At 72.7% G+C, this 19,703-nt stretch carries 18 protein-coding genes; 9 read left to right on the forward strand and 9 right to left on the reverse strand.

Features of this window, described 5'->3' with window-relative positions:
- A partial coding sequence (locus ACFY0I_RS34715) for a homocysteine S-methyltransferase family protein (RefSeq protein WP_388903326.1) occupies nt 1-843 on the reverse strand: 843 nt, incomplete at its 3' end.
- A gap of 251 nt (nt 844-1,094) precedes the next feature.
- Here ACFY0I_RS34715 and ACFY0I_RS34720 point away from each other — a divergent pair.
- The 5 genes from ACFY0I_RS34720 to ACFY0I_RS34740 all read left to right on the forward strand — a co-directional run bounded on the left by ACFY0I_RS34720 (nt 1,095) and on the right by ACFY0I_RS34740 (nt 7,428).
- Nucleotides 1,095-1,862 carry an IclR family transcriptional regulator gene (locus ACFY0I_RS34720; RefSeq protein ID WP_388903328.1) on the forward strand — a complete coding sequence of 256 codons (768 nt, stop codon included), beginning with the start codon at nt 1,095-1,097 and terminating at the stop codon, nt 1,860-1,862.
- A gap of 324 nt (nt 1,863-2,186) precedes the next feature.
- A complete protein-coding gene (locus ACFY0I_RS34725) occupies nt 2,187-2,969 on the forward strand; it encodes an MIP/aquaporin family protein (RefSeq protein WP_388903330.1) in 783 nt (260 codons plus the stop codon).
- A gap of 79 nt (nt 2,970-3,048) precedes the next feature.
- Nucleotides 3,049-4,575, forward strand: a complete 1,527-nt coding sequence (gene glpK / locus ACFY0I_RS34730; protein WP_388903332.1) for a glycerol kinase GlpK — start codon at nt 3,049-3,051, stop codon at nt 4,573-4,575.
- A 38-nt stretch (nt 4,576-4,613) separates the two neighbouring features.
- On the forward strand, nt 4,614-6,221 hold the full coding sequence (locus ACFY0I_RS34735) for an FAD-dependent oxidoreductase (RefSeq protein ID WP_388903334.1): 1,608 nt from the start codon (nt 4,614-4,616) through the stop codon (nt 6,219-6,221).
- A 127-nt stretch (nt 6,222-6,348) separates the two neighbouring features.
- Nucleotides 6,349-7,428: a PAC2 family protein gene (locus ACFY0I_RS34740; RefSeq protein ID WP_388903336.1), complete on the forward strand. Its 1,080-nt coding sequence runs from the start codon at nt 6,349-6,351 to the stop codon at nt 7,426-7,428.
- Nucleotides 7,429-7,532: 104 nt separating this feature from the next.
- Here the strand turns inward: ACFY0I_RS34740 and mshC are convergent, their stop codons facing one another.
- From mshC to ACFY0I_RS34760, 4 genes are all read right to left on the reverse strand, one after another.
- On the reverse strand, nt 7,533-8,762 hold the full coding sequence (gene mshC, locus ACFY0I_RS34745; RefSeq protein WP_388903338.1) for a cysteine--1-D-myo-inosityl 2-amino-2-deoxy-alpha-D-glucopyranoside ligase: 1,230 nt from the start codon (nt 8,760-8,762) through the stop codon (nt 7,533-7,535).
- A gap of 110 nt (nt 8,763-8,872) precedes the next feature.
- Nucleotides 8,873-9,709 (reverse strand): SCO1664 family protein, encoded by an 837-nt coding sequence (locus tag ACFY0I_RS34750; RefSeq protein ID WP_388903339.1) that lies wholly within the window; start codon nt 9,707-9,709, stop codon nt 8,873-8,875.
- Nucleotides 9,673-10,263, reverse strand: coding sequence for a DUF3090 domain-containing protein (locus ACFY0I_RS34755; RefSeq protein WP_281205883.1), 591 nt, complete (start codon nt 10,261-10,263; stop codon nt 9,673-9,675). Before ACFY0I_RS34755 ends, ACFY0I_RS34750 begins: the two co-directional genes overlap by 37 nt.
- Before the next feature lie 75 nt (nt 10,264-10,338).
- Complete coding sequence (locus tag ACFY0I_RS34760; RefSeq protein ID WP_388903343.1) at nt 10,339-11,046, reverse strand: histidine phosphatase family protein; 708 nt, start codon at nt 11,044-11,046, stop codon at nt 10,339-10,341.
- A gap of 53 nt (nt 11,047-11,099) precedes the next feature.
- Here ACFY0I_RS34760 and corA point away from each other — a divergent pair, with 53 nt between their 5' ends.
- Nucleotides 11,100-12,092 (forward strand): magnesium/cobalt transporter CorA, encoded by a 993-nt coding sequence (gene corA / locus ACFY0I_RS34765; protein WP_388903345.1) that lies wholly within the window; start codon nt 11,100-11,102, stop codon nt 12,090-12,092.
- A gap of 42 nt (nt 12,093-12,134) precedes the next feature.
- On the opposite strand, the gene ACFY0I_RS34770 is transcribed toward corA, so the two are convergent.
- Both ACFY0I_RS34770 and ACFY0I_RS34775 read right to left on the reverse strand, forming a co-directional pair.
- The gene (locus ACFY0I_RS34770) at nt 12,135-12,923 is read right to left on the reverse strand and encodes a ferritin-like domain-containing protein (protein ID WP_388903347.1); all 789 of its coding nucleotides are present in this window, start codon (nt 12,921-12,923) and stop codon (nt 12,135-12,137) included.
- Nucleotides 12,924-13,165: 242 nt separating this feature from the next.
- Complete coding sequence (locus tag ACFY0I_RS34775; RefSeq protein WP_388903349.1) at nt 13,166-14,215, reverse strand: LLM class F420-dependent oxidoreductase; 1,050 nt, start codon at nt 14,213-14,215, stop codon at nt 13,166-13,168.
- Between the two features lie 109 nt (nt 14,216-14,324).
- On the opposite strand from ACFY0I_RS34775, the gene ACFY0I_RS34780 reads away from it, so the two are divergent.
- Both ACFY0I_RS34780 and ACFY0I_RS34785 read left to right on the forward strand, forming a co-directional pair.
- Nucleotides 14,325-15,308: an aldo/keto reductase gene (locus ACFY0I_RS34780; protein ID WP_388903351.1), complete on the forward strand. Its 984-nt coding sequence runs from the start codon at nt 14,325-14,327 to the stop codon at nt 15,306-15,308.
- A complete protein-coding gene (locus ACFY0I_RS34785) occupies nt 15,305-17,743 on the forward strand; it encodes an ATP-binding domain-containing protein (RefSeq protein ID WP_388903353.1) in 2,439 nt (812 codons plus the stop codon). Before ACFY0I_RS34780 ends, ACFY0I_RS34785 begins: the two co-directional genes overlap by 4 nt.
- A gap of 71 nt (nt 17,744-17,814) precedes the next feature.
- On the opposite strand, the gene ACFY0I_RS34790 is transcribed toward ACFY0I_RS34785, so the two are convergent.
- Entirely contained in the window at nt 17,815-18,486 is a 672-nt protein-coding gene (locus tag ACFY0I_RS34790; protein WP_388903355.1) for a hypothetical protein, read from the reverse strand.
- Nucleotides 18,487-18,533: 47 nt separating this feature from the next.
- Between ACFY0I_RS34790 and ACFY0I_RS34795 the strand changes: the two genes are divergently transcribed.
- On the forward strand, nt 18,534-18,722 hold the full coding sequence (locus ACFY0I_RS34795) for a DUF5703 family protein (RefSeq protein ID WP_281205875.1): 189 nt from the start codon (nt 18,534-18,536) through the stop codon (nt 18,720-18,722).
- A 39-nt stretch (nt 18,723-18,761) separates the two neighbouring features.
- Here ACFY0I_RS34795 and ACFY0I_RS34800 read toward each other — a convergent pair whose 3' ends face one another.
- The gene (locus ACFY0I_RS34800) at nt 18,762-19,658 is read right to left on the reverse strand and encodes a chaplin (protein WP_388903357.1); all 897 of its coding nucleotides are present in this window, start codon (nt 19,656-19,658) and stop codon (nt 18,762-18,764) included.
- Nucleotides 19,659-19,703: the final 45 nt, after the last annotated feature.

The raw sequence follows: 19,703 nt of genomic DNA on the forward strand, positions 1-19,703 counted from the left end.
GGCCGACAGCGGATAGTGCGCGCCCTGCTTGGTCAGGACGGGCAGGCCGGCGTTCGGCATGCAGGACAGCGGGATGCGCGCGTTGCGCGCCAGGTAGCGCAGGTGCTCGCTCATCTCGGCGGGACCCGTCGCGCAGTTCAGGCCGATCATGTCGATGCCCAACGGCTCCAACGCCGTCAGCGCCGCGCCGATCTCCGAGCCCAGCAGCATGGTGCCCGTGGTCTCGACGGTGACGGAGCAGATCAGCGGGACGGAGATGCCGAGCGCCTCCATGGCGCGGCGGGCGCCGATGATGGAGGACTTCGTCTGGAGCAGGTCCTGGGTGGTCTCGACGAGGAGGGCGTCGGCGCCGCCGGTGATCAGGCCCTCGGCGTTGATCTGGTAGGCGTCGCGGATCTGGGCGTAGGTGATGTGGCCCAGGGTGGGCAGCTTGGTGCCGGGGCCCATGGAGCCGAGGACCCAGCGCTGCTGTCCGGTGGAGGCGGTGTACTCGTCGGCGACCTCGCGGGCGATGCGGGCGCCGGACTCCGACAGTTCGAAGTTGCGTTCGGGGATGTCGTACTCGGCCAGGGCGGCGAAGTTCGCGCCGAAGGTGTTCGTCTCGACGCAGTCGACGCCGACGGAGAAGTAGGCCTCGTGGACCGAGCGGACGATGTCCGGGCGGGTGACGTTCAGGACCTCGTTGCAGCCTTCGAGCTGCTGGAAGTCCTCCATCGTCGGGTCCTGCTCCTGGAGCATCGTTCCCATGGCTCCGTCGGCGACGACCACGCGGGTGGCGAGCGCCTCTCGGAGGGCGTTCGCCCGGGTCTGGGTGTCTGCGGGCGGGTTCGGCAACGAGGCCATGGTTGAGCTCCCTGGGATGCGACGGCTGTCGGCTTTGCACCCCCTCGTGTCAAGGGTGCACGCGGTCAGGGTAACCGTGTGGCAGTGGACCCGGTGGGGGCGTCCCACGTGGCGGACTGCATTCTGTGCGCGGGACTACGCGGGTGGTGTGACGGTGTGCACTGTCCGCAGGAATCGCCCAACCATGCACGAGGTCGGCATCGACCGATAGTGTTCAGCATTGTCGAACTACGTCAGCAGGAGGCTGCGCGATGGCACGGAACATCCAGTCGCTCGAACGAGCCGCTGCGATGCTGCGGCTCCTGGCGGGCGGGGAGCGCCGGCTGGGACTGTCGGATGTGGCGTCGTCCTTGGGTCTGGCCAAGGGCACGGCGCACGGGATCCTGCGCACCCTGCAGGCCGAGGGTTTCGTCGAGCAGGACCCGGCGTCGGGGCGCTACCAGCTGGGCGCGGAGCTGCTGCGCCTGGGCAACAGCTATCTGGACGTGCACGAGCTGCGCGCCCGCGCGCTGGTGTGGACGGACGACCTGGCCCGGGCGAGCGGCGAGAGCGTGTACGTGGGTGTGCTCCACAAGAGCGGGGTGCTGATCATGCACCACGTGTTCCGGCCGGACGACAGCCGTCAGGTGCTGGAGGTGGGGGCGATGCAGCCGCTGCATTCCACGGCCCTGGGCAAGGTCCTGTCGGCCTGGGATCCGGTCGCGCACACCCAGGTGGTGGAAGTGGAGCGGGAGTCGTTCACGCCCCGCACGGTCACGGACGCGGCGGGTTTCGAGGAGGTCCTGGACCTGACCCGGGCGCGCGGCTGGGCCGCGGACGTGGAGGAGACCTGGGAGGGCATCGCCTCGGTGGCGGCGCCGATCCTCGACCGGCGCCGGATGCCGGTGGGCGCGGTGGCGGTCGCCGGGGCCGTGGAGCGGGTCTGCGGGGAGGGCGGGGAGCCCCGGGCGTCGCTGGTGGCGTCGGTCCGGGACTGCGCACGGTCGGTTTCGCGCGATCTCGGGGCGGGCCGGTTCTGAGCTTGACTTGATTCGTTCGGCCCACCCGAGGGGCGCTTCTGGCGCTCTTTGGGTGGGTTTTTTCGTTTCCCGATCGCCCGATGGCCTGATTTGGGCGATCGTACCGCGTGGTAACGATCCGGTTCTTTGACCTGGCCAACCCTTGACGCGTTCTTCATTCAGGCGGAAAACTGCCGTTCATCGGTCGGCATTGTCGAACACCTACCGGCAATACGCGTTAGGCTATGGCGAGGCCAAGGACCGGTGCAGCACTCACCGAGTGTGTGGACCACCGGAGGGACCCGGTGTCCGCCCACCCCTGGACGTAAGACAAAGGAGTCGCGGGTGTCCAGCTCCGACATCTTCATCGGCGAGACCATCGGTACCGCCCTGCTCACTCTGCTCGGTGGTGGCGTCTGCGCCGCCGTCACCCTCAAGAGCTCCAAGGCCCGCAACGCGGGCTGGCTCGCGATCACCTTCGGCTGGGGATTCGCCGTACTGATCGGCGCCTACGTCTCCGCTCCGCTCTCCGGGGCCCACCTGAACCCGGCGGTCACGTTCGGCATAGCCGTCAAGACCGGCGAGTGGGGCGACGTCCCCGTGTACCTCGCGGGCCAGCTCCTCGGCGCCATGCTCGGTGCCGTCCTGATGTGGATCACGTACTACGGCCAGTTCCGCGCGCACCTGTCCGACCCGGAGCACATCCGCGACGCCAAGCTCGGCCCCGAGGACCCGCACCCGCACGACCAGGCCGGCCCGGTGCTCGGCGTCTTCTCCACGGGCCCCGAGATCCGTAATGTCGTCCAGAACCTCGCGACCGAGATCATCGGCACCGCCGTCCTGGTGCTGGCCATCCTGACCCAGGGCCTCCAGGACGACGGCAAGGGACTCGGTGTCATAGGCGTCCTGATCACCTCGTTCATGGTCGTCGGCATCGGCCTCTCGCTGGGCGGTCCGACCGGCTACGCCATCAACCCGGTCCGCGACCTCGGTCCGCGCATCGTGCACGCCCTGCTCCCGCTGCCCAACAAGGGCGGTTCGGACTGGGGGTACTCCTGGATCCCGGTCGTCGGCCCGCTCGTCGGTGCCGTACTCGCCGGTGGTCTGTACAACCTCGCGTTCGCCTGATCAGCACCTGCAGCGCTCGTAAGATCCGCACCGCACTCCTGATTCCGCCAACTCACCAGACCTGCCAGGAGCAGCCATCATGACCAGCAGCACCGGCCCCTTCATCGCCGCGATCGACCAGGGCACCACTTCCTCCCGCTGCATCGTCTTCGACCGCGACGGGCGCATCGTCGCCGTCGACCAGAAGGAGCACGAGCAGATCTTCCCGAAGCCGGGCTGGGTCGAGCACGACGCCGCGGAGATCTGGACCAACGTCCAGGAGGTCGTCGCCGGAGCCATCGCCAAGGCGGAGATCACCGCCGCCGACGTCAAGGCCGTCGGCATCACCAACCAGCGCGAGACCACCCTGCTGTGGGACAAGAACACCGGCGAGCCGGTGCACAACGCGCTGGTCTGGCAGGACACCCGCACCGACGCCCTGTGCAAGGAGCTCGGCCGCAACGTCGGCCAGGACCGCTTCCGCCGCGAGACGGGCCTCCCGCTGGCCAGCTACTTCGCCGGCCCCAAGGTCCGCTGGCTGCTCGACAACGTCGAGGGCCTGCGCGAGCGCGCCGAGGCGGGCGACATCCTCTTCGGCACCATGGACTCGTGGGTCATCTGGAACCTCACGGGCGGCGCCCGGGGCGGCGTGCACGTCACCGACGTCACCAACGCCTCGCGCACCATGCTGATGAACCTGCACACGCTGGCCTGGGACGACAAGATCGCGGAGTCCATGGGCGTCCCGCTCAACGTCCTCCCCGAGATCAAGTCCTCCGCCGAGGTCTACGGCCACGTCAAGGACGGCGTCCTCGCCGGTGTCCCGGTCGCCTCGGCGCTCGGTGACCAGCAGGCCGCCCTCTTCGGGCAGACCTGTTTCGCCGAGGGCGAGGCGAAGTCCACGTACGGCACCGGCACGTTCATGCTGATGAACACCGGCGACAAGATCATCAACTCCTACAGCGGCCTGCTGACCACGGTCGGCTACCAGATCGGCGACCAGCAGCCGGTCTACGCCCTGGAAGGCTCCATCGCCGTCACCGGCTCGCTCGTCCAGTGGATGCGCGACCAGATGGGCCTGATCAAGTCGGCCGCCGAGATCGAGACCCTGGCCTCCTCGGTCGAGGACAACGGCGGCGCCTACTTCGTGCCGGCCTTCTCCGGCCTGTTCGCCCCGTACTGGCGCTCCGACGCCCGCGGTGTGATCACCGGCCTGACCCGGTACGTCACCAAGGCGCACATCGCCCGTGCCGTCCTGGAGGCCACCGCCTGGCAGACCCGCGAGATCACCGACGCCATGACCAAGGACTCCGGCGTCGAGCTGGCGGCCCTCAAGGTCGACGGTGGCATGACCTCCAACAACCTGCTGATGCAGACGCTCTCGGACTTCCTGGACGCCCCCGTGGTGCGCCCGATGGTCGCCGAGACCACCTGCCTCGGCGCCGCCTACGCCGCCGGCCTGGCCGTCGGCTTCTGGCCCGACACCGACGCCCTGCGCGCCAACTGGCGCCGCGCGGCGGAGTGGACCCCGCGGATGCCCGCCGAGCAGCGGGACCGCGAGTACAAGAGCTGGCTCAAGGCCGTGGAGCGGTCCATGGGCTGGGTCGACGACGAAGACGCCAGCTGACCGCACCGGCTGACGAATCGACGAGGAGCTAAAGAGACATGAGCAGCCCGCAGAGCGTCCCCACCCTGGGTACGCACCCGACAGCCGGTTCCCACGCGAGCCGCGCCGAGACCCGTGAGCAGTTGGCCAAGGCCACGTACGACCTGCTGGTCATCGGCGGTGGAATCCTGGGCACCTCGGTGGCCTGGCACGCCGCGCAGTCGGGTCTGCGGGTCGCCATGGTGGACGCCGGCGACTTCGCCGGCGCCACCTCCTCCGCCTCCTCCAAGCTCGTCCACGGAGGTTTGCGCTACCTGCAGACCGGCGCGGTCAAGCTCGTCGCGGAGAACCACCACGAGCGCCGGGTGCTGGCCAAGGACGTGGCCCCGCACCTGGTCAACCCGCTGACCTTCTACCTGCCCGTGTACAAGGGCGGTCCGGTCGGTGCGGCGAAGCTGGGCGCGGGCGTGTTCGCGTACTCGGCGCTCTCGGCCTTCGGTGACGGGATCGGCAAGGTCATCTCGCCGGCCCGCGCCGTCGCCGACAACCCGGGCCTGAAGACGGACAACCTGAAGGCCGTCGCGGTCTACTACGACCACCAGATGAACGACTCCCGCGTCGCCGTCATGACGGTCCGCGCGGCCGTCGAGTCGGGTGCGGTCGTCCTCAACCACGCCGAGGTCACCGGGCTGCGCATGACGCGCGGCCGGGTCTCCGGAGCCGAACTCAAGGACCGCCTGGACGGCACCGAGTTCGGTGTCGACGCGCGGGTCGTGCTCAACGCCACCGGCCCGTGGGTGGACCACCTGCGGCGCATGGAGGACAAGCACTCCATGCCGTCGATCCGGCTGTCCAAGGGCGCGCACATCGTCATGAAGCGCAAGTCGCCGTGGAAGGCCGCCATGGCCACCCCGATCGACAAGTACCGCATCACGTTCGCCCTGCCGTGGGAGGACCAGCTGCTCCTCGGTACGACCGACGAGGTCTACGAGGGCGACCCGGCGGACGTGCGCGCCACCGAGTCCGACATCCAGCAGATACTCGACGAGGCGGCGTTCTCCGTGAACGACGCGGACCTCGACCGTTCGCTGATGACGTACGCCTTCGCGGGCCTGCGGGTGCTGCCCGGCGGCCCCGGTGGCGTGGAGAAGGCCAAGCGCGAGACGGTCGTCTCCGAGGGCGCGGGCGGCATGCTGTCGGTGGCCGGCGGCAAGTGGACGACGTACCGTCACATCGGCCGTGTGGTCATGGACAAGCTGGCCAAGCTCCCGGGCAGCCCGCTGACCGAAGACATGGAGCCGGCGAAGTCGCTCGTGCGCCGGATCCCGCTGCCCGGTGTCGCAAACCCGAACGCGGTCGCGCACCGGCTGCTGGTGGACCGTGAGCCCGGTACCCGGATGGACCCGCTGACGGCCCGCCACCTGGCCTCGCACTACGGCTCGCTGGCCTTCGACATCGCGCGCATGGCGAACGAGGACCCGGCGCTGGCCGAGCGCATCCACCCGGACGGCCCGGAGATCTGGGCGCAGGTCGCCTACGCCCGTGACAACGAGTGGGCCGAGACGGTCGACGACGTGCTGCGCCGCCGCACGACGGTGACGGTCCGCGGTCTGGACGACGCCTCCGTGCGCGCCCGCGTCGAGGAGATGCTGGGTCACAAGGCATAGCTCCCGCGCAGGTGGGGAAGAGGGGCGGTTCCGAGGGGAACCGCCCCTCCGTCGTGGGCTGTGGTCGGTGCCACCTCAAGGCTTAGGCTGGCCCACGTACGCAAGGGAACTTCGGAAGGAGACCTGGGTGATCGAGCTTGAGGGCGTGCCCGAGCTGATCGACCCGGTCATGGTGGCCGCGTTCGAGGGCTGGAACGACGCGGGTGACGCCGCCTCCGGTGCGGTGGCGCACCTGGACCGGGAGTGGAAGGGCGAGGTCTTCGCGGCTCTGGACGCCGAGGACTACTACGACTTCCAGGTCAACCGGCCGACGGTGTGGCTGGACAACGGGGTCAGGAAGATCACCTGGCCGACGACGCGGCTGTCCGTGGTCCGGATCGGCGGTGCGAAGCCGCGTGACCTGGTGCTGGTGCGGGGCATCGAACCGTCCATGCGGTGGCGGTCGTTCTGCAACGAGCTGCTCGGCTTCGCGCACGAACTGGGCGTGGAGATGGTGGTCATCCTGGGCGCGCTGCTCGGGGACACCCCGCACACGCGGCCCGTGCCCGTCAGCGGGGTGACCTCGGACGCCGACCTGGCGCGGACGATGGACCTGGAGGAGACGAAGTACGAGGGTCCGACCGGGATCGTGGGCGTGCTGCAGGAGGCTTGCACGCACGCGGGCGTTCCCGCGGTGTCGCTGTGGGCGGCGGTGCCGCACTACGTGTCCCAGCCGCCCAACCCGAAGGCGACGTTGGCACTGCTCAACCGGCTGGAGGACCTGATCGACATCAGGATCCCGCTGGGCGAGCTGCCGGAGGACGCGCGGGCCTGGCAGCTGGGCGTGGACCAGTTGGCCGCCGAGGACAGCGAGGTGGCGGAGTACGTCCAGACGCTGGAGGAGGCGCGGGACACGGCGGACCTGCCGGAGGCGTCCGGGGACGCGATCGCCCGGGAGTTCGAACGGTACCTGCGGCGGCGGGATCCTTCCGCCACCGCGGACCCGGGCGACGGGTCGTACCTGCGGGACACCGCCGGCGGTCTGAGCCGGCCGTCGAAGCGCAAGCCGGAGCCGGAACCGCCGGCGGCGACCGCGCCCGAAGGGGGCGCCGCCGGCTCCGACAGCGGGGTGGAGGAGGAGGCGGGGCCGTCCGGGACCGCGGGGACGCCCGAGGCGCCGGAGAAGCCCGAGGCCCCCGAGGCACCGGGCTCCTCCCCCGACGCCTGAGGCGTGTGGCGCACGTCCCGCCCGGCAGTCGTACGAGAAACGCCGGACCGGCCGCTTCCGCGGCCGGTCCGGCGTTTCTCGTTCCGCCCGGGGGCGGGCTGCTGCTAGAGGGCGACGCCGAGCAGGGCGTCGACCGTGCGGGAGACCAGGCCGGGGGCCGATTCGTCGTCTCCGTCGGTGGCCAGCTGGAGTTCGACCCAGCGGTCCACGGCGGCCAGTGCTGCGGGGGCGTCCAGGTCGCGGGAGAGGGCCTCGCGGACCTCCTCGACCAGGGCGTCCGCCGGTACGCCGTCCGGGCGCGAGACCGCCGCGCGCCAGCGTTCCAGACGGGCCACGGCCTCGGCGAGGACGGCGTCCGTCCACTCCCAGTCGGCCCGGTAGTGGTGCGACAGCAGGGCGAGGCGGATGGCCGCCGGGTCGACCCCGGAGCGGCGCAGCGTCGAGACGAAGACCAGGTTGCCCTTCGACTTCGACATCTTCTCGCCGTTCAGGCCGACCATGCCCGCGTGGACGTAGGCCTTGGCCATCGGGAACTCGCCCGTCAGCGCCTGGGCGTGCGAGGCACCCATCTCGTGGTGCGGGAACGCCAGGTCGGAGCCGCCGCCCTGGATGTCGAAGCCCATGCCCAGGTGGTCCAGGGCGATGGCGACGCACTCGATGTGCCAGCCGGGTCGGCCGCGGCCCAGCGAGCCGCCGTCCCAGCTCGGGTCGCCCTCGCGGGCGGCCATCCACAGCATCGGGTCGAGCGGGTTCTTCTTGCCCGGGCGGTCCGGGTCGCCGCCGCGCTCCGCGGAGAGCAGTCGCATCGCCTCGGCGTCGAGGTGGGAGACCCCGCCGAAGTGCGGGTCGGACTCCACGGAGAAGTAGACGTCGCCCTCGAGCTCGTAGGCGGCGCCCGCGTCGCGGAGGCGCTCGACCAGCGGCACGATGCCGGGTATGGCCTCGACCGCTCCGATGTAGTGCTGCGGAGGCAGCATCCGCAGGGCGGTCATGTCCTCGCGGAAGAGGGCGGTCTCACGCTCGGCGAGCTCGGTCCAGTCGTGTCCGTCGCGCAGCGCCCGCTCGAGGAGCGGGTCGTCCACGTCCGTGACGTTCTGGACGTAGTGGACCTGCCGCTTGTTGTCGAGCCACACGCGCTGAACGAGGTCGAACGCGTTGTAGGTCGCCGCGTGACCGATGTGGGTCGCGTCGTACGGGGTGATCCCGCAGACGTAGATACGGGCGACGGGACCGGGGGCGAGGGTGATCGTCCCCCGGGTCGCGGTGTCGTGGATCTGGAGGTCGCGGCCCTTGCCGGGCAGGGCGGGGACCTCAGAAGCGGGCCAGGCATGCATGCCTTGAGACTAACCGGACGAGTGTTCCGGAAACGAACCGGAGGAGCACTCTTGGCCTGATCCGCGCTCTTGCCGTCTGGCCGGTTCTGTGCGTCCCGGGCCGCGCCCGGTCAGACCGGGGGCCAGGGGATGGCGGGCCACTGCCCGGAGGGCTGCGGATGGGTCCCCGTGCGCAGCAGAGCGGCCACGCGGGCCCGTACGGCGTCCAGCTCGGCGTCGGTGATCAGTTCGGCCAACCGGGTGGCGAGCGGCTCTCCCGCGGCCAGCTGGGACTCCAGGGAGAGCAGCACCGTGCGGGCCTCGTCGGTGAGGGGCTCCCCCGCCCAGCCCCAGAGCAGGGTGCGCAGCTTGTCGTCGGCGTGGAAGGTCACGCCGTGGTCGATGCCGTAGAGCCGGCCGTCGGGGGCGGGCAGCAGGTGGCCGCCCTTCCGGTCGCCGTTGTTGATCACGGCGTCGAGTACGGCGAGGCGGCGCAGCCGGGGGTCGTCGGCGTGCACGAGGAGGGCGGTGCGGCCCTCGCCGACCTCGGCGAGGGCGACCGGCTTCCAGCCCTCCGCCGCCTCCTCGCCCTCGACGAGCGCGAGGAGTTCCGCCTCGGGCGTCTCCCCGGAGTCGATCCAGTGCTGGACCATGCCCTCGCCGTACGGTCCGTCGCGCAGGACGGTGGCGGGGACCAGGCCCCACCCGGTGGCCTCGGAGACGAGGTAGGCGGCGCGTTCGCGGCGGGCGAGGTTCCCGTCGGGGAAGTCCCACAGCGGGCGCTCGCCCTTGACCGGCTTGTACACGCAGTCCGCGCTGCGGCCGTCGTGGGCGACGGTGCACAGCAGGACCGCGTTGGAGGCCTCGGCGATGCGTCCTCGTACGGTGAGCTCACCGCGGGTGAGCAGCTCCTCGATCGGGGTCACGGCGCTCACGCCTGGCGCCGGTAGCCGTTCTGGCGGGGGCACACGTGTCCCTCGGGGTCGAGCGGGAGGCTGCACAGGGGGCACGGGGGCCGGCCCGCGTTGACCACGTCCAGGGCCCGCTTGGCGAAGGCGCGGGCCTGTGCGCCGGAGAGGCGCACCCGGAGCATCGGCGGGCCGTTCTCCTCGTCCTGGAGGAGGCGTTCCTCGGCTTCGGCGAGGTCCTCGTCGGAATCGGCGTCGAGTTCGACGAGCGCCTGGGCCTCGACGATCATCCGCTGTTCCTCGCCGTCCCAGGCGAGGGCCATGGTGCCGACCCGGAACTCCTCCTCGACGGGTACGTCGAGGGGCGCCGTGTCGGCGGCCTCGGTGGAGGCGACGGCGGGTACGGGGGCGTTGCCGCCGGTGCGCCGCACGACCTCGTCCAGCAGCTCGTCCATCCGCTCGGCCAGCGCCGCCACCTGGGTCTTCTCCAGGGAGACGCTGGTGACGCGGGTACCCACGGAGGCCTGCAGGAAGAACGTACGGCGCCCAGGCAGACCGACCGTGCCGGCCACGAAGCGGTCCGGCGGGTCGTAAAGGAACACCTGACGGGGCACGTCCAGTCTCCAAGTCTCAGGCGTGGGCGGGTCCGCGCACGCGTATCGGCCCTGCCACCCTACTGCTCCGTTCGATCACGCCGCGCCCGCGCCGCCCCCCACCACGGCGTTCCCGGCGCCTTCGGACTCGCCCTCGGCGGCCGGGGCCGGCCGCGGGACCAGCGGGGCGAGGTCGCCGGTGTCGCCCAGGCGCAGCAGGAAGGGGCGGGTGGGGGTGTAGCGGACGGCGGTGACCGAGCAGGGGTCGACGTGGATCCGTTGGAAGAGGTCGAGGTGCATGCCGAGCGCGTCGGCGACGAGGGACTTGATGATGTCGCCGTGCGAGCACATCAGGAACACGGCGTCGCTGCCGTGCTCGTCCTCGACGCGGGTGTTCCATTCCCGTACGGCGTCCACGGCTCGGGCCTGCATGGCGCGCATGGACTCGCCGCCGGGAAAGGCGGCGGCCGAGGGGTGCTGCTGGACGATCTTCATGAGGGGTTCCGCGGCGAGTTCGGAGAGTTTGCGGCCCGACCAGTCGCCGTAGTGGCACTCGCCGATGCGTTCGTCGGTGTGCAGGGGCAGCTCGGGGCGGGCGGCGAGCAGCGGGGCCAGGGTTTCCCGGCAGCGCTGGAGGGGGCTGGTGACGGCGGCGGCCAGCGGTACCCCGGCGAGCCGGCCGGGCAGCGCGTCGGCCTGCCCGGCTCCGTGTTCGTCGAGGGCGACTCCCGGAGTCCATCCGGCGAGCAAGCCCGCGGTGTTGGCGGTGGAACGCCCGTGCCGTACGAGGATCAACGTGGCCATGGGAACAGGGTAGGGGTGTCGCCCTGGTGCGGGCCGGGCGGCGGCGGGGGAGAATGCGCCGCGTGATTGTCGACTGCGCGATGTACCGTGACGGCCGCCGTTCCGCGGCGCCCCGTGATTTCTCGGACGCCCTGGCCGAGGCACGGGCCCGCGGCGACGCCTTCGTCTGGATCGGCATGCACGAACCCACGGAGGCGGAGTTCGAGCACGTGAGCCGGGAGTTCGGGCTGCACGCGCTGGCGGTGGAGGACGCGCTGACGGCGCACCAGCGGCCGAAGCTGGAGGTGTACGACGATTCGCTGTTCGTCGTCCTGAAGCCGGTGCTCTACGACGACGAGGCGGACACCGTCACGACGGGTGAGCTGATGGTGTTCATCGGGGACTCCTTCGTGGTCACGGTCCGGCACGGCGAGGGCGCGGCGCTGGCCGCGGTGCGCCACCGGTTGGAGCAGGATCCGCGGGTGCTGCGGCACGGCCCGACGGCGGTGCTGTACGCGGTGTCCGACGCGGTGGTGGACCACTACATCGAGGTGGCCGCCGAACTCCAGGGCGACCTGGAGGAACTGGAGGCGGAGGTGTTCGCCCCGAACGCCCAGGACTCGAAGAACACGGCGTCCCGGATCTACGGCTTCAAGCGGCAGGTGCTGGAGTTCCGCCGGGCGACGAGCCCGCTGCTCCAGCCGATGGACCGGCTCGCCTCCGGGCACGTGCCGTTCGTCCACGAGCACGCGCAACCCTTCTTCCGGGACGTGGCCGACCACCTGACGAAGGCGAACGAGTACGTCGAGGGCCTGGACCGGCTGCTGTCGGACGCGCTGGCCGCGCACCTGGCGCAGATGGGCGTCCGGCAGAACGACGACATGCGCAAGATCTCCGCCTGGGCGGCGATGGCCGCGGTCCCGACGATGGTCGCGGGCATCTACGGGATGAACTTCGAGGACATGCCGGAGCTGCGGCAGGGTTGGGGCTACCCGGGTGTGGTGGCCCTCATGGTCGCCGTGTGCCTGGGTCTGCACCGGATGTTCAAGCGCCGCGGCTGGCTGTGAGGGCGGGTCGGACGAACCACCGGGCGGGCCGCGGCGGCCCGGTCAGGCGAGTCCCGCGGCGGGCACCGGGGCGCCGCCGAGGGCGTCGACCCGCTCGGGCGGGGTCAGGCGGACCGCCCGGTGCCAGCCGCTGAAGCGCTCGTACGCGTACGCGGCGCGGATGCCGGCGGCGAGGGCGGCGGACTTGGTCGCGGGCCAGCGCAGCAGTCGGCCCATGTGGTCCATGACGGCGAGGCTGACGTCCCGGTGGACGGCGATCTCGGCGAGGGCGCTCTCGCGCAGGATCCGGTGGATGGCGCGGCCGTGCCCCCGGCGGGCGAGGCGCAGCAGTTCCTCGTGGCAGTAGGCGAGGTGGTTGTCCTCGTCGGCGCTGATCATGCGGACGGCCCTGCCGAGCTCGGGGTGGTCGCCGAAGTGCCGGACGAGCATGACCATCTGGTCGGCCGCGCGCTGCTCGGTGACCCGGCTGTGCGCGAGGTAGACGACGATGTCGTCCTCGGTCAGCGGCCGGTCGCCGCGCAGCTTCTCGTGGGCGAGGCCGATGCCGCGGCGCTCCAGCAGCATCGTGTAGTCGGTCTCGGGGGGCACGGGTACGGGCGCCAGGTCGCGTTTGCGCAGCAGGGCGTGGAAGATCCTGCCGTGCTTGTCCTCGTCGGCGCCGTGCCGGGTGATCTTGGGGGTCAGGTCGCGCATCGAAGCGGGGACGAGGGCGGCGATCCGGGCGTTCTCCCAGCCGCCCTGGGACTCCCCGCTGGCGGCGATGGAGCAGAACAGCTGGAAGGACTCGTCGTGCTCGACGATCTCCTGGAACAGGCTGCGGGCAGAGAGCATGGAACGAGTCAAATGCGGATCGATCGGGCGGGCAACCGAGGAGGCCGCCCGACTCGGCCGAATGAACGAAATCGGCGACCCGGCGCGAGGGCGTAACCCGGGGGCCGCGCGGGGCGTTGTTGGCTGTGTCGGCCGTGGCGGGGAAGACCCCCCGAGCCCCCACCACGGCCGCAGACCTGATCACGGAGCCGCGCGCACCCCGCGCGGCTCCGTCGTCGTGTCAGGGGCCCGAGGGCCCCGCGTCAGGCGAGGCCGGCGAGCTCCAGGGCCTCGGTACCGGCCCGCAGGGCGGCGATCCGCTCGTCCAGGGTGAAGCCGGCCGGGGCCAGGGTGAGGGTGGTGACCCCGGCGTCGGCGTAGGCGCGCATGCCGTCGGCGATCCGCTCGACGGAGCCCAGCAGGGTGGTCGAGTCGATCAGGGAGTGGGGGACGGCCGCTGCCGCGCCGGTCTTGTCGCCGCCGAGGTACTTGGTCTGGATCTCGGCGGCCTCCTTCTCGTAGCCCATGCGCTGGGCGAGCTGGTTGTAGAAGTTCTGCTTCGGGCTGCCCATGCCGCCGACGTACAGGGCGGTGTAGGGGCGGAACATGTCGGCGAGGGCGTTCACGTCCTCGCCGAGGGCCAGCGGCACCGTCGGGCAGACGTCGAAGCCGTCCATGGTCAGGCCGGCCTTCTCGCGGCCCGCCCGGATGTGGCGCAGGGCCGTCTCCTCCAGGTGCTCGGCCGCCGGGAAGATCAGCAGGGCGCCGTCGGCGATCTCGCCGGTCTGCTCCAGGTTCTTGGGTCCGATGGCGGCGATGTAGAGCGGGATGTGCTCGCGCTCCGGGTGGACGGTGAGCTTGAGGGGCTTGCCCGGGCCGTCGGGCAGCGGGAGGGTCCAGTGGGCGCCGTCGTAGGACAGCCGCTCGCGGGTCATCGCCTTGCGGACGATCTCCACGTACTCGCGCGTCCGGGCCAACGGCTTGTCGAACTTGACGCCGTACCAGCCCTCGGAGACCTGCGGTCCCGAGACGCCGAGGCCGAGCCGGAAGCGGCCCTTGGTGAGCGAGTCCAGGGTGGCGGCGGTCATCGCCGTCATCGCGGGCTGGCGGGCCGGGATCTGGAAGATGGCCGAGCCGACGTCGATCCGCTCCGTCTGGGCCGCGACCCAGGCCAGCACGGTGGCCGCGTCGGAACCGTAGGCCTCCGCGGCCCAGCAGACGTCGTAGCCGAGCCGGTCGGCCTCCTGGGCGACGGAGAGGTTGTCGGCGTCCATGCCCGCACCCCAGTAGCCGAGATTGATGCCGAGCCGCATGTGTCGTCCCCTAACGGTGAAGCCGATTTACCGATCAGTAACGTGGGTCTGCGGGGGACTGTAGCGCGCCAAGGTCTTCCGCGTCAGCGCCCCAGTAGTCTCAGCGCTCATGGAGCAGAGGCATCTCGGCCGCACCGGACTGCGCGTCTCCCGGATCGGCCTCGGCACCCTGACCTGGGGCCGTGACACCGGCGAGGAAGCCGCCGCCGAGCAGTTGAAGACGTTCTGGGAGGCGGGCGGCACGCTCGTCGACACGGCCGACGTGTACGGCGGCGGCGAGGCCGAGTACCTGCTGGGGCAGTTGGTGGCCGGGCTGGTGCCGCGCCGCGACCTGGTCATCGCGACGAAGGCCGGCAGCGTGCCGGATCCCGACCGGCGGTTCAACGCTTCGCGCGGGCACCTGCTGGCCGCCCTCGACGACTCCCTGGATCGCCTGGGCACCGATTACGTGGACCTGTGGCAGGTCCACGCCTTCGACCCGCTCACCCCGTTGGAGGAAACCCTGCAGACGCTGGACCTCGCCGTCAGCAGCGGCCGGGCCCGCTACGCCGGGGTGTCCAACTTCAGCGGCTGGCAGCTCTCGAAGGCCGCGACCTGGCAACTGGCCGTGCCGGGGGTGCGGACCCGGCTCGCCTCGACGCAGATGGAGTACTCGCTCCTCCAGCGGGGCGTGGAGCGGGAGGTGCTGCCCGCCGCGCTGGACCTGGGCATGGGCCTGCTGCCCTCGTCGCCGCTGGGTCGCGGCGTGCTGACGGGCAAGTACCGCGACGGCACGCCGGCCGACTCCCGGGGCGCCTCGGAGTCCTTGGCCGGCTTCGTGGACCCGTACCTGGACGAGCCGGCGGGCCGGATCGTCGACGCGGTGGTCACCGCCGCCCAGGGGTTGGGGGTGACGCCGCTGCACGTGGCGCTGTCGTGGGTACGGGACCGGCCGGGGGTGGTCGCCCCGATCGTCGGCGCGCGGACCTCGGCGCAGCTCGGGGCGGCGCTGTCGGTGGAGGCCCTTAGTCTTCCCGAGGAGATCTGCCGTGCGCTGGACGACGTTTCCGTCCCGGTGCACCGCTACCCCGATCAGGACTGGAGCACGTTGTGAGTACGGACCCCGAGACCACCGCCGCCGCCGCGCCCGCTGCCGCGGAGGAAGGGGCCGGGGCCGGCGGGGCCGCGCCCGAGGACCCCGCGACGCCGCAGGCCCACCCGGAGCCCGAAGCCGACCTCGGCCCGGAGCCGTCGGAGGGCGCGCGGGACGGGGACGCGCCGGAGGCCGGGGCCGGATCCTCCGCAGCCGGCGAGCCGGGCGGGGACGCCGACGTCGAGGCCGACGCAGCGACCGCGGGCGCCGGGCGGGGCGAACCGGACGACGGGACTCCCGACGGGGACGCCGATGCCCGGGGGGCAGCAGCGACCGCGGGCGCCGGGGAGGACGAGCCGGACGACGGGACTCCCGACCGGGACGGCGACGTCCAGGCGTCTCCCGCGACCGCCGGAGACGGTGAACCGGACGAGGGCACTGCCGGCGAGGACGCCGCCGAGGGCGGGACCGCCGCCGCGGGCGTGGAGGGGGCGGCGCCCGCGCTCACCGAGGCGCAGGCCGAGCTGGCGGCGCAGAAGGTCGAGCGGGAGCGCATCGCGCGGCGCAAGGCCGAGCGGGAGGCTCCCGTCGAGGCGGGCGCCAAGCTCAGCGGGAAGGCCGCCGACCTGCTGGCCGCCGTACGGGCCGTGGAGAGCGGGGCCGCCCCGGACCCGGTGTACTTCGACGAGGCGCCGGCCGCACCCCGCAAGGCCGCCCCCGCTCCCCCGTCGCAGCCCCGGCCCGTGCCGGCCGCCGCGGAGCCCGCCGCCGCCGAGATCGAGGGCGTACGGGCCGTGCTGGCGCGCGGTGGCGCCCCCGAGGCGCTGGCCGGGCCGGCCGCCCGAATCCTCGGCGAGGGCGCCGCGGCACGGCTCGTCGAGGACCCGTGGCGGCTGCTGGCCGTCCCGGGTGTGCGCCCGACCCAGGCGGACGGCTTCGCGCAGGCGCTGCTGGGCGCCGAGGCCGGCCCCGCCGACGAGCGCCGCGGCGCCGCCCTGGTGGGCTGGCTGTTGGACCGCGCCGCCGAGAAGGGGCACACCGCCCTGGAGACCCCGGTGCTGGAGAAGGCCCTGGCGCAGTACGGGGTGCCGGAGCCGGCCGTAGCCCTCGAACACGCCGTCGGCGAGGGCGCGGTGCTCGTGTTCGAGGAGCCGCTGGACGGCCCCACGCCGAGCCCCGCCGCGGACGCCGACGAGGCGGCCGGGGAAGCGGAGCGGCCCGTACGGGTCCTCGTGGGGCTGGAGGAGTACGCCCTGGCCGAGGAGAGCCTCGCCGACGGGCTGGCCCGCCTGGCCGCCGGCGTCACCGCCCCCGCCGACTGGTCGCGGGCCGCCGGCGGCCCCGGCGCCGAGCTGATCCGGGCCGTCGCCGGCCACGGGGTGGTCGCCCACACCGGCGGCGAGGCCGCCCGTACCGAGCCGCTGGCGCTGCTGGAAGCGGCCCGGAAGCTGGGTCTGCGGGCCGTGCTGGCCGCGCACGCCCCCGGCCCGGACCGGGTCACCCCGGCCGGACTGCTGGCCGGGACGCAGGGGCCCGGACGGGACACCGACGGCCGGTTCGAGCTGGACCTCCTCGTGGTGCTGGACGCCCCCCAGCTGGACGTGGAGACGGCCGCCGCCCTGGTGGAGTCCGTCCCGGACGGCGCCCGCCTGGTGCTGTCCGGGGACCCCGGCGTGCTCGGGTCGGCCGGTCCCGGGCGGGTGTTCGCCGACGTACTGGCGGCCCGGTCCTGGCCGCAGGTCGTGTCCCGGACGCCGGACCCCGGCCCGGTCGGCGAGCTGGTCTCGGGCATCGGCATCGGGGAGCTGAACCAGGTCCACGCCCCCGGCAAGGAGGTCGTCATCGTCCCGGTGCAGGACGCCGGTGAGGCGGTGCACCGCACGGTGCAGCTGGTCGCCGAGTCGGTGCCGCGCGCCTTCGGGATCCCGGCCGAGGCCGTGCAGGTCATCACCCCGGGCCACGGCGGCTCGGCGGGCACCCGCGCGCTGAACGCGGCCCTCAAGGAACGGCTCAACCCCGGCCCCGGCCGGTTCGGCGGGTTCGACCCCGGTGACCGGGTCGTCCACGTGCCCTCCCCCGGGCGGGCGCTGCCGGGCCGGGTGGTGTCGGCCGACGCGGAGGGGCTGCACCTGGACCTCGCGGGGGCGCCGTTCGTCGTACCGAAGGAACGGGTCGAGTCCCAGGTGCGGCACGGCTGGGCCGTGACGGCGCACCAGGCCGTCGGTAGGCGCTGGCCGGCCGTGGTGGTCGTCCTTCCGGGCGACGCCGCGCAGGCCCTGTCCCGGGACTGGGTGTACACGGCGTTCGGGCGGGCGGAGCGGCACCTGTCCGTCGTCCACGGGGTGGACCAGGCGCTCCCGAACGCGGTGGCCCAGGTCCTGCCGAAGCCCCGTACCACCCGACTCACGGGCCTGTTGCGGGCCTTGACGGCCGCTCAGGAGGCCGCGCCGCAGTAACGGGAAGCGGGACCGGAGACGGAACGCCCCCGCCCGGATCGGGCGGGGGCGGCGCACGCGTCGGGGCGGGATCAGGCCGGGGTGAGCCCGTGCTCGGCCGCCTCCTCGAACTCCTCCGGGTCCTCGGGACCCTCGGGGTCCTCGGGGTCCTCGTCGAACACCGAGCTGACGTCGAAGCGGTGCAGCACGTCCTGCGGGTCGGTCTGCCCGAAGGGCGCGTCGAGCCAGTCACCCGGTTCCGCGACCTCTTCGAGCGCCGCGATCCAGAGGGTCGAGTCACCCTCCTCCAGTCCGAACTCCTTGTAACGGGAGGCGATCTCGTCGGGCTCGTACTCCCCGAAGAGCACGCCGAGCGCACCCGCCGTGCCGCCGTCGTCGACGAACTCGGATTCGCGGTCGTGCGCGGCGACACGCTCGGCCTGGGCGATCAGCCGGGCCGGTTCGACGACGGCGTAGTCGCGGCGGATGAACACGCTGAAGGCAGCGGGTTCCGCCGGCCCGGTGTACGGAACTCCGTCCTCCGGTGTGGGGATCTCGAACGGGGTGACCTCGTCGTAGCGGTCGTAGAGCAGTTCGTCGTATTCCTCGGCGGCGGCGGCGAGTTCGTTGAAAGCGGCGTAGACGGCCGGGTCCTCGTCCCCGATCCTGCTCTCGACCGCGGCGAGGTGGCGGTCGAGAGCGGCCTTGACCGCCTCGGCGGCGGCGCGGACCTCGGCAACAGTGGGCAGAGCGGCATCAGACATAGTGCAGACGCTATCCGTAGCGGGGCTCTGCCCGCACAATAGATGCGATGCCGGAATACGAATTCGTCGACGTGTACGTGCCTCGCGGGACCCCCCGCCAGGAGGCGACCCGACTACTGACCGACCACGCCGAGTACGGGCACTGGGAACTGGACCGCCTGACGCTCCACCGGGACGGCAGCCGCAGGGTGCGGTTGCGCCGCCGGATCATCCGCCAGGTCCGCGCGACCTGGTGACGCGGGCCCCGGGAGCGGGACCCGCGTCGGGTACGTCCGTCAGGCGGCGTTGCGGGCGCGCCGGTAGAGCACGGCTCCGGCGAGCAGCAGTCCGCCCGCGAGCGGCACTCCGGCCGTGAGCGCGTCACCGGCGCCCGTGGCCGCGAGGCCGCCCGTTCCCTGACCGGGGGCCTGGCCGGACACCTGGCCTCCGGGGCCGCCGGGCGTCTGCCCGCCCGGACCACCGGGATTCCCACTGCCGGGATTCCCACTGCCGGGGTTGCCACCTCCGGGGGTGCCGCCGCCCGGGGTCCCGCCGCCGGGGTTCCCACCACCCGGGGTCCCGCCGCCGGGGTTCCCACCACCCGGGGTGCCGCCGCCGGGGTTCCCACCACCCGGGGTGCCGCCGCCGGGGTTCCCACCACCCGGGGTCCCGCCGCCGGGGTTCTCGCCACCCGGGTTGCCGCCGCCCGGGGTCCCGCCTCCGGGCGTGCCCCCACCGGGGTTGCCACCGCCCGGAGTGCCACCGCCGGGCGTGCCCCCACCGGGGTTCTCACCACCCGGCGTGCCACCGCCCGGGGTCCCGCCGCCCGGTGTGCCCCCACCGGGGTTCCCGCCGCCCGGGTTGCCCGGGTGGTCGTCGCACGGCTCCTCGTGGCCGCCGCCGCCCGGGTGGTCCGGCTTGCCCGGCGGGCGGTGCTTGCCCGACTCGTTGGCACAGCCGTTCCCGAAGGCCGGGTTCAGCAGGGCGATCACGTCGACGGTGTTGCCGCAGAGGTTCGCCGGCACGTCCACCGGGGCCTGCAGGTTGTTCCCGGACAGCACGCCCGGCGAGTTCGTGGCCTGGCCGGACGCTCCGGAGGCCGCCTGCGCCTGGCCACCGGCCAGCGCGAGCACACCCCCCGCGGCCGCCATGGTGATCAGCGTCTTCCTGGTGACCTTGATCGGTCGTCGCATCTGTACTCGTCCCCTGTTGGTACGTCGACGGCCGCCGCGCGGCGG

Source organism: Streptomyces sp. NPDC001568 (assembly GCF_042893755.1).
GTDB lineage: Bacteria > Actinomycetota > Actinomycetes > Streptomycetales > Streptomycetaceae > Streptomyces.

Excerpts from the sequence above, each read along its gene's own strand:
- ACFY0I_RS34720 (WP_388903328.1), top strand. The coding sequence starts at position 1,095 with ATGGCACGGAACATCCAGTCGCTCGAACGAGCCGCTGCGATGCTGCGG.
- glpK (WP_388903332.1), top strand. The coding sequence starts at position 3,049 with ATGACCAGCAGCACCGGCCCCTTCATCGCCGCGATCGACCAGGGCACC.
- ACFY0I_RS34735 (WP_388903334.1), top strand. The coding sequence starts at position 4,614 with ATGAGCAGCCCGCAGAGCGTCCCCACCCTGGGTACGCACCCGACAGCC.
- mshC (WP_388903338.1), bottom strand. The coding sequence starts at position 8,762 with ATGCATGCCTGGCCCGCTTCTGAGGTCCCCGCCCTGCCCGGCAAGGGC.
- ACFY0I_RS34760 (WP_388903343.1), bottom strand. The coding sequence starts at position 11,046 with ATGGCCACGTTGATCCTCGTACGGCACGGGCGTTCCACCGCCAACACC.
- corA (WP_388903345.1), top strand. The coding sequence starts at position 11,100 with ATGCGCCGCGTGATTGTCGACTGCGCGATGTACCGTGACGGCCGCCGT.
- ACFY0I_RS34770 (WP_388903347.1), bottom strand. The coding sequence starts at position 12,923 with ATGCTCTCTGCCCGCAGCCTGTTCCAGGAGATCGTCGAGCACGACGAG.
- ACFY0I_RS34775 (WP_388903349.1), bottom strand. The coding sequence starts at position 14,215 with ATGCGGCTCGGCATCAATCTCGGCTACTGGGGTGCGGGCATGGACGCC.
- ACFY0I_RS34780 (WP_388903351.1), top strand. The coding sequence starts at position 14,325 with ATGGAGCAGAGGCATCTCGGCCGCACCGGACTGCGCGTCTCCCGGATC.
- ACFY0I_RS34790 (WP_388903355.1), bottom strand. The coding sequence starts at position 18,486 with ATGTCTGATGCCGCTCTGCCCACTGTTGCCGAGGTCCGCGCCGCCGCC.
- ACFY0I_RS34795 (WP_281205875.1), top strand. The coding sequence starts at position 18,534 with ATGCCGGAATACGAATTCGTCGACGTGTACGTGCCTCGCGGGACCCCC.
- ACFY0I_RS34800 (WP_388903357.1), bottom strand. The coding sequence starts at position 19,658 with ATGCGACGACCGATCAAGGTCACCAGGAAGACGCTGATCACCATGGCG.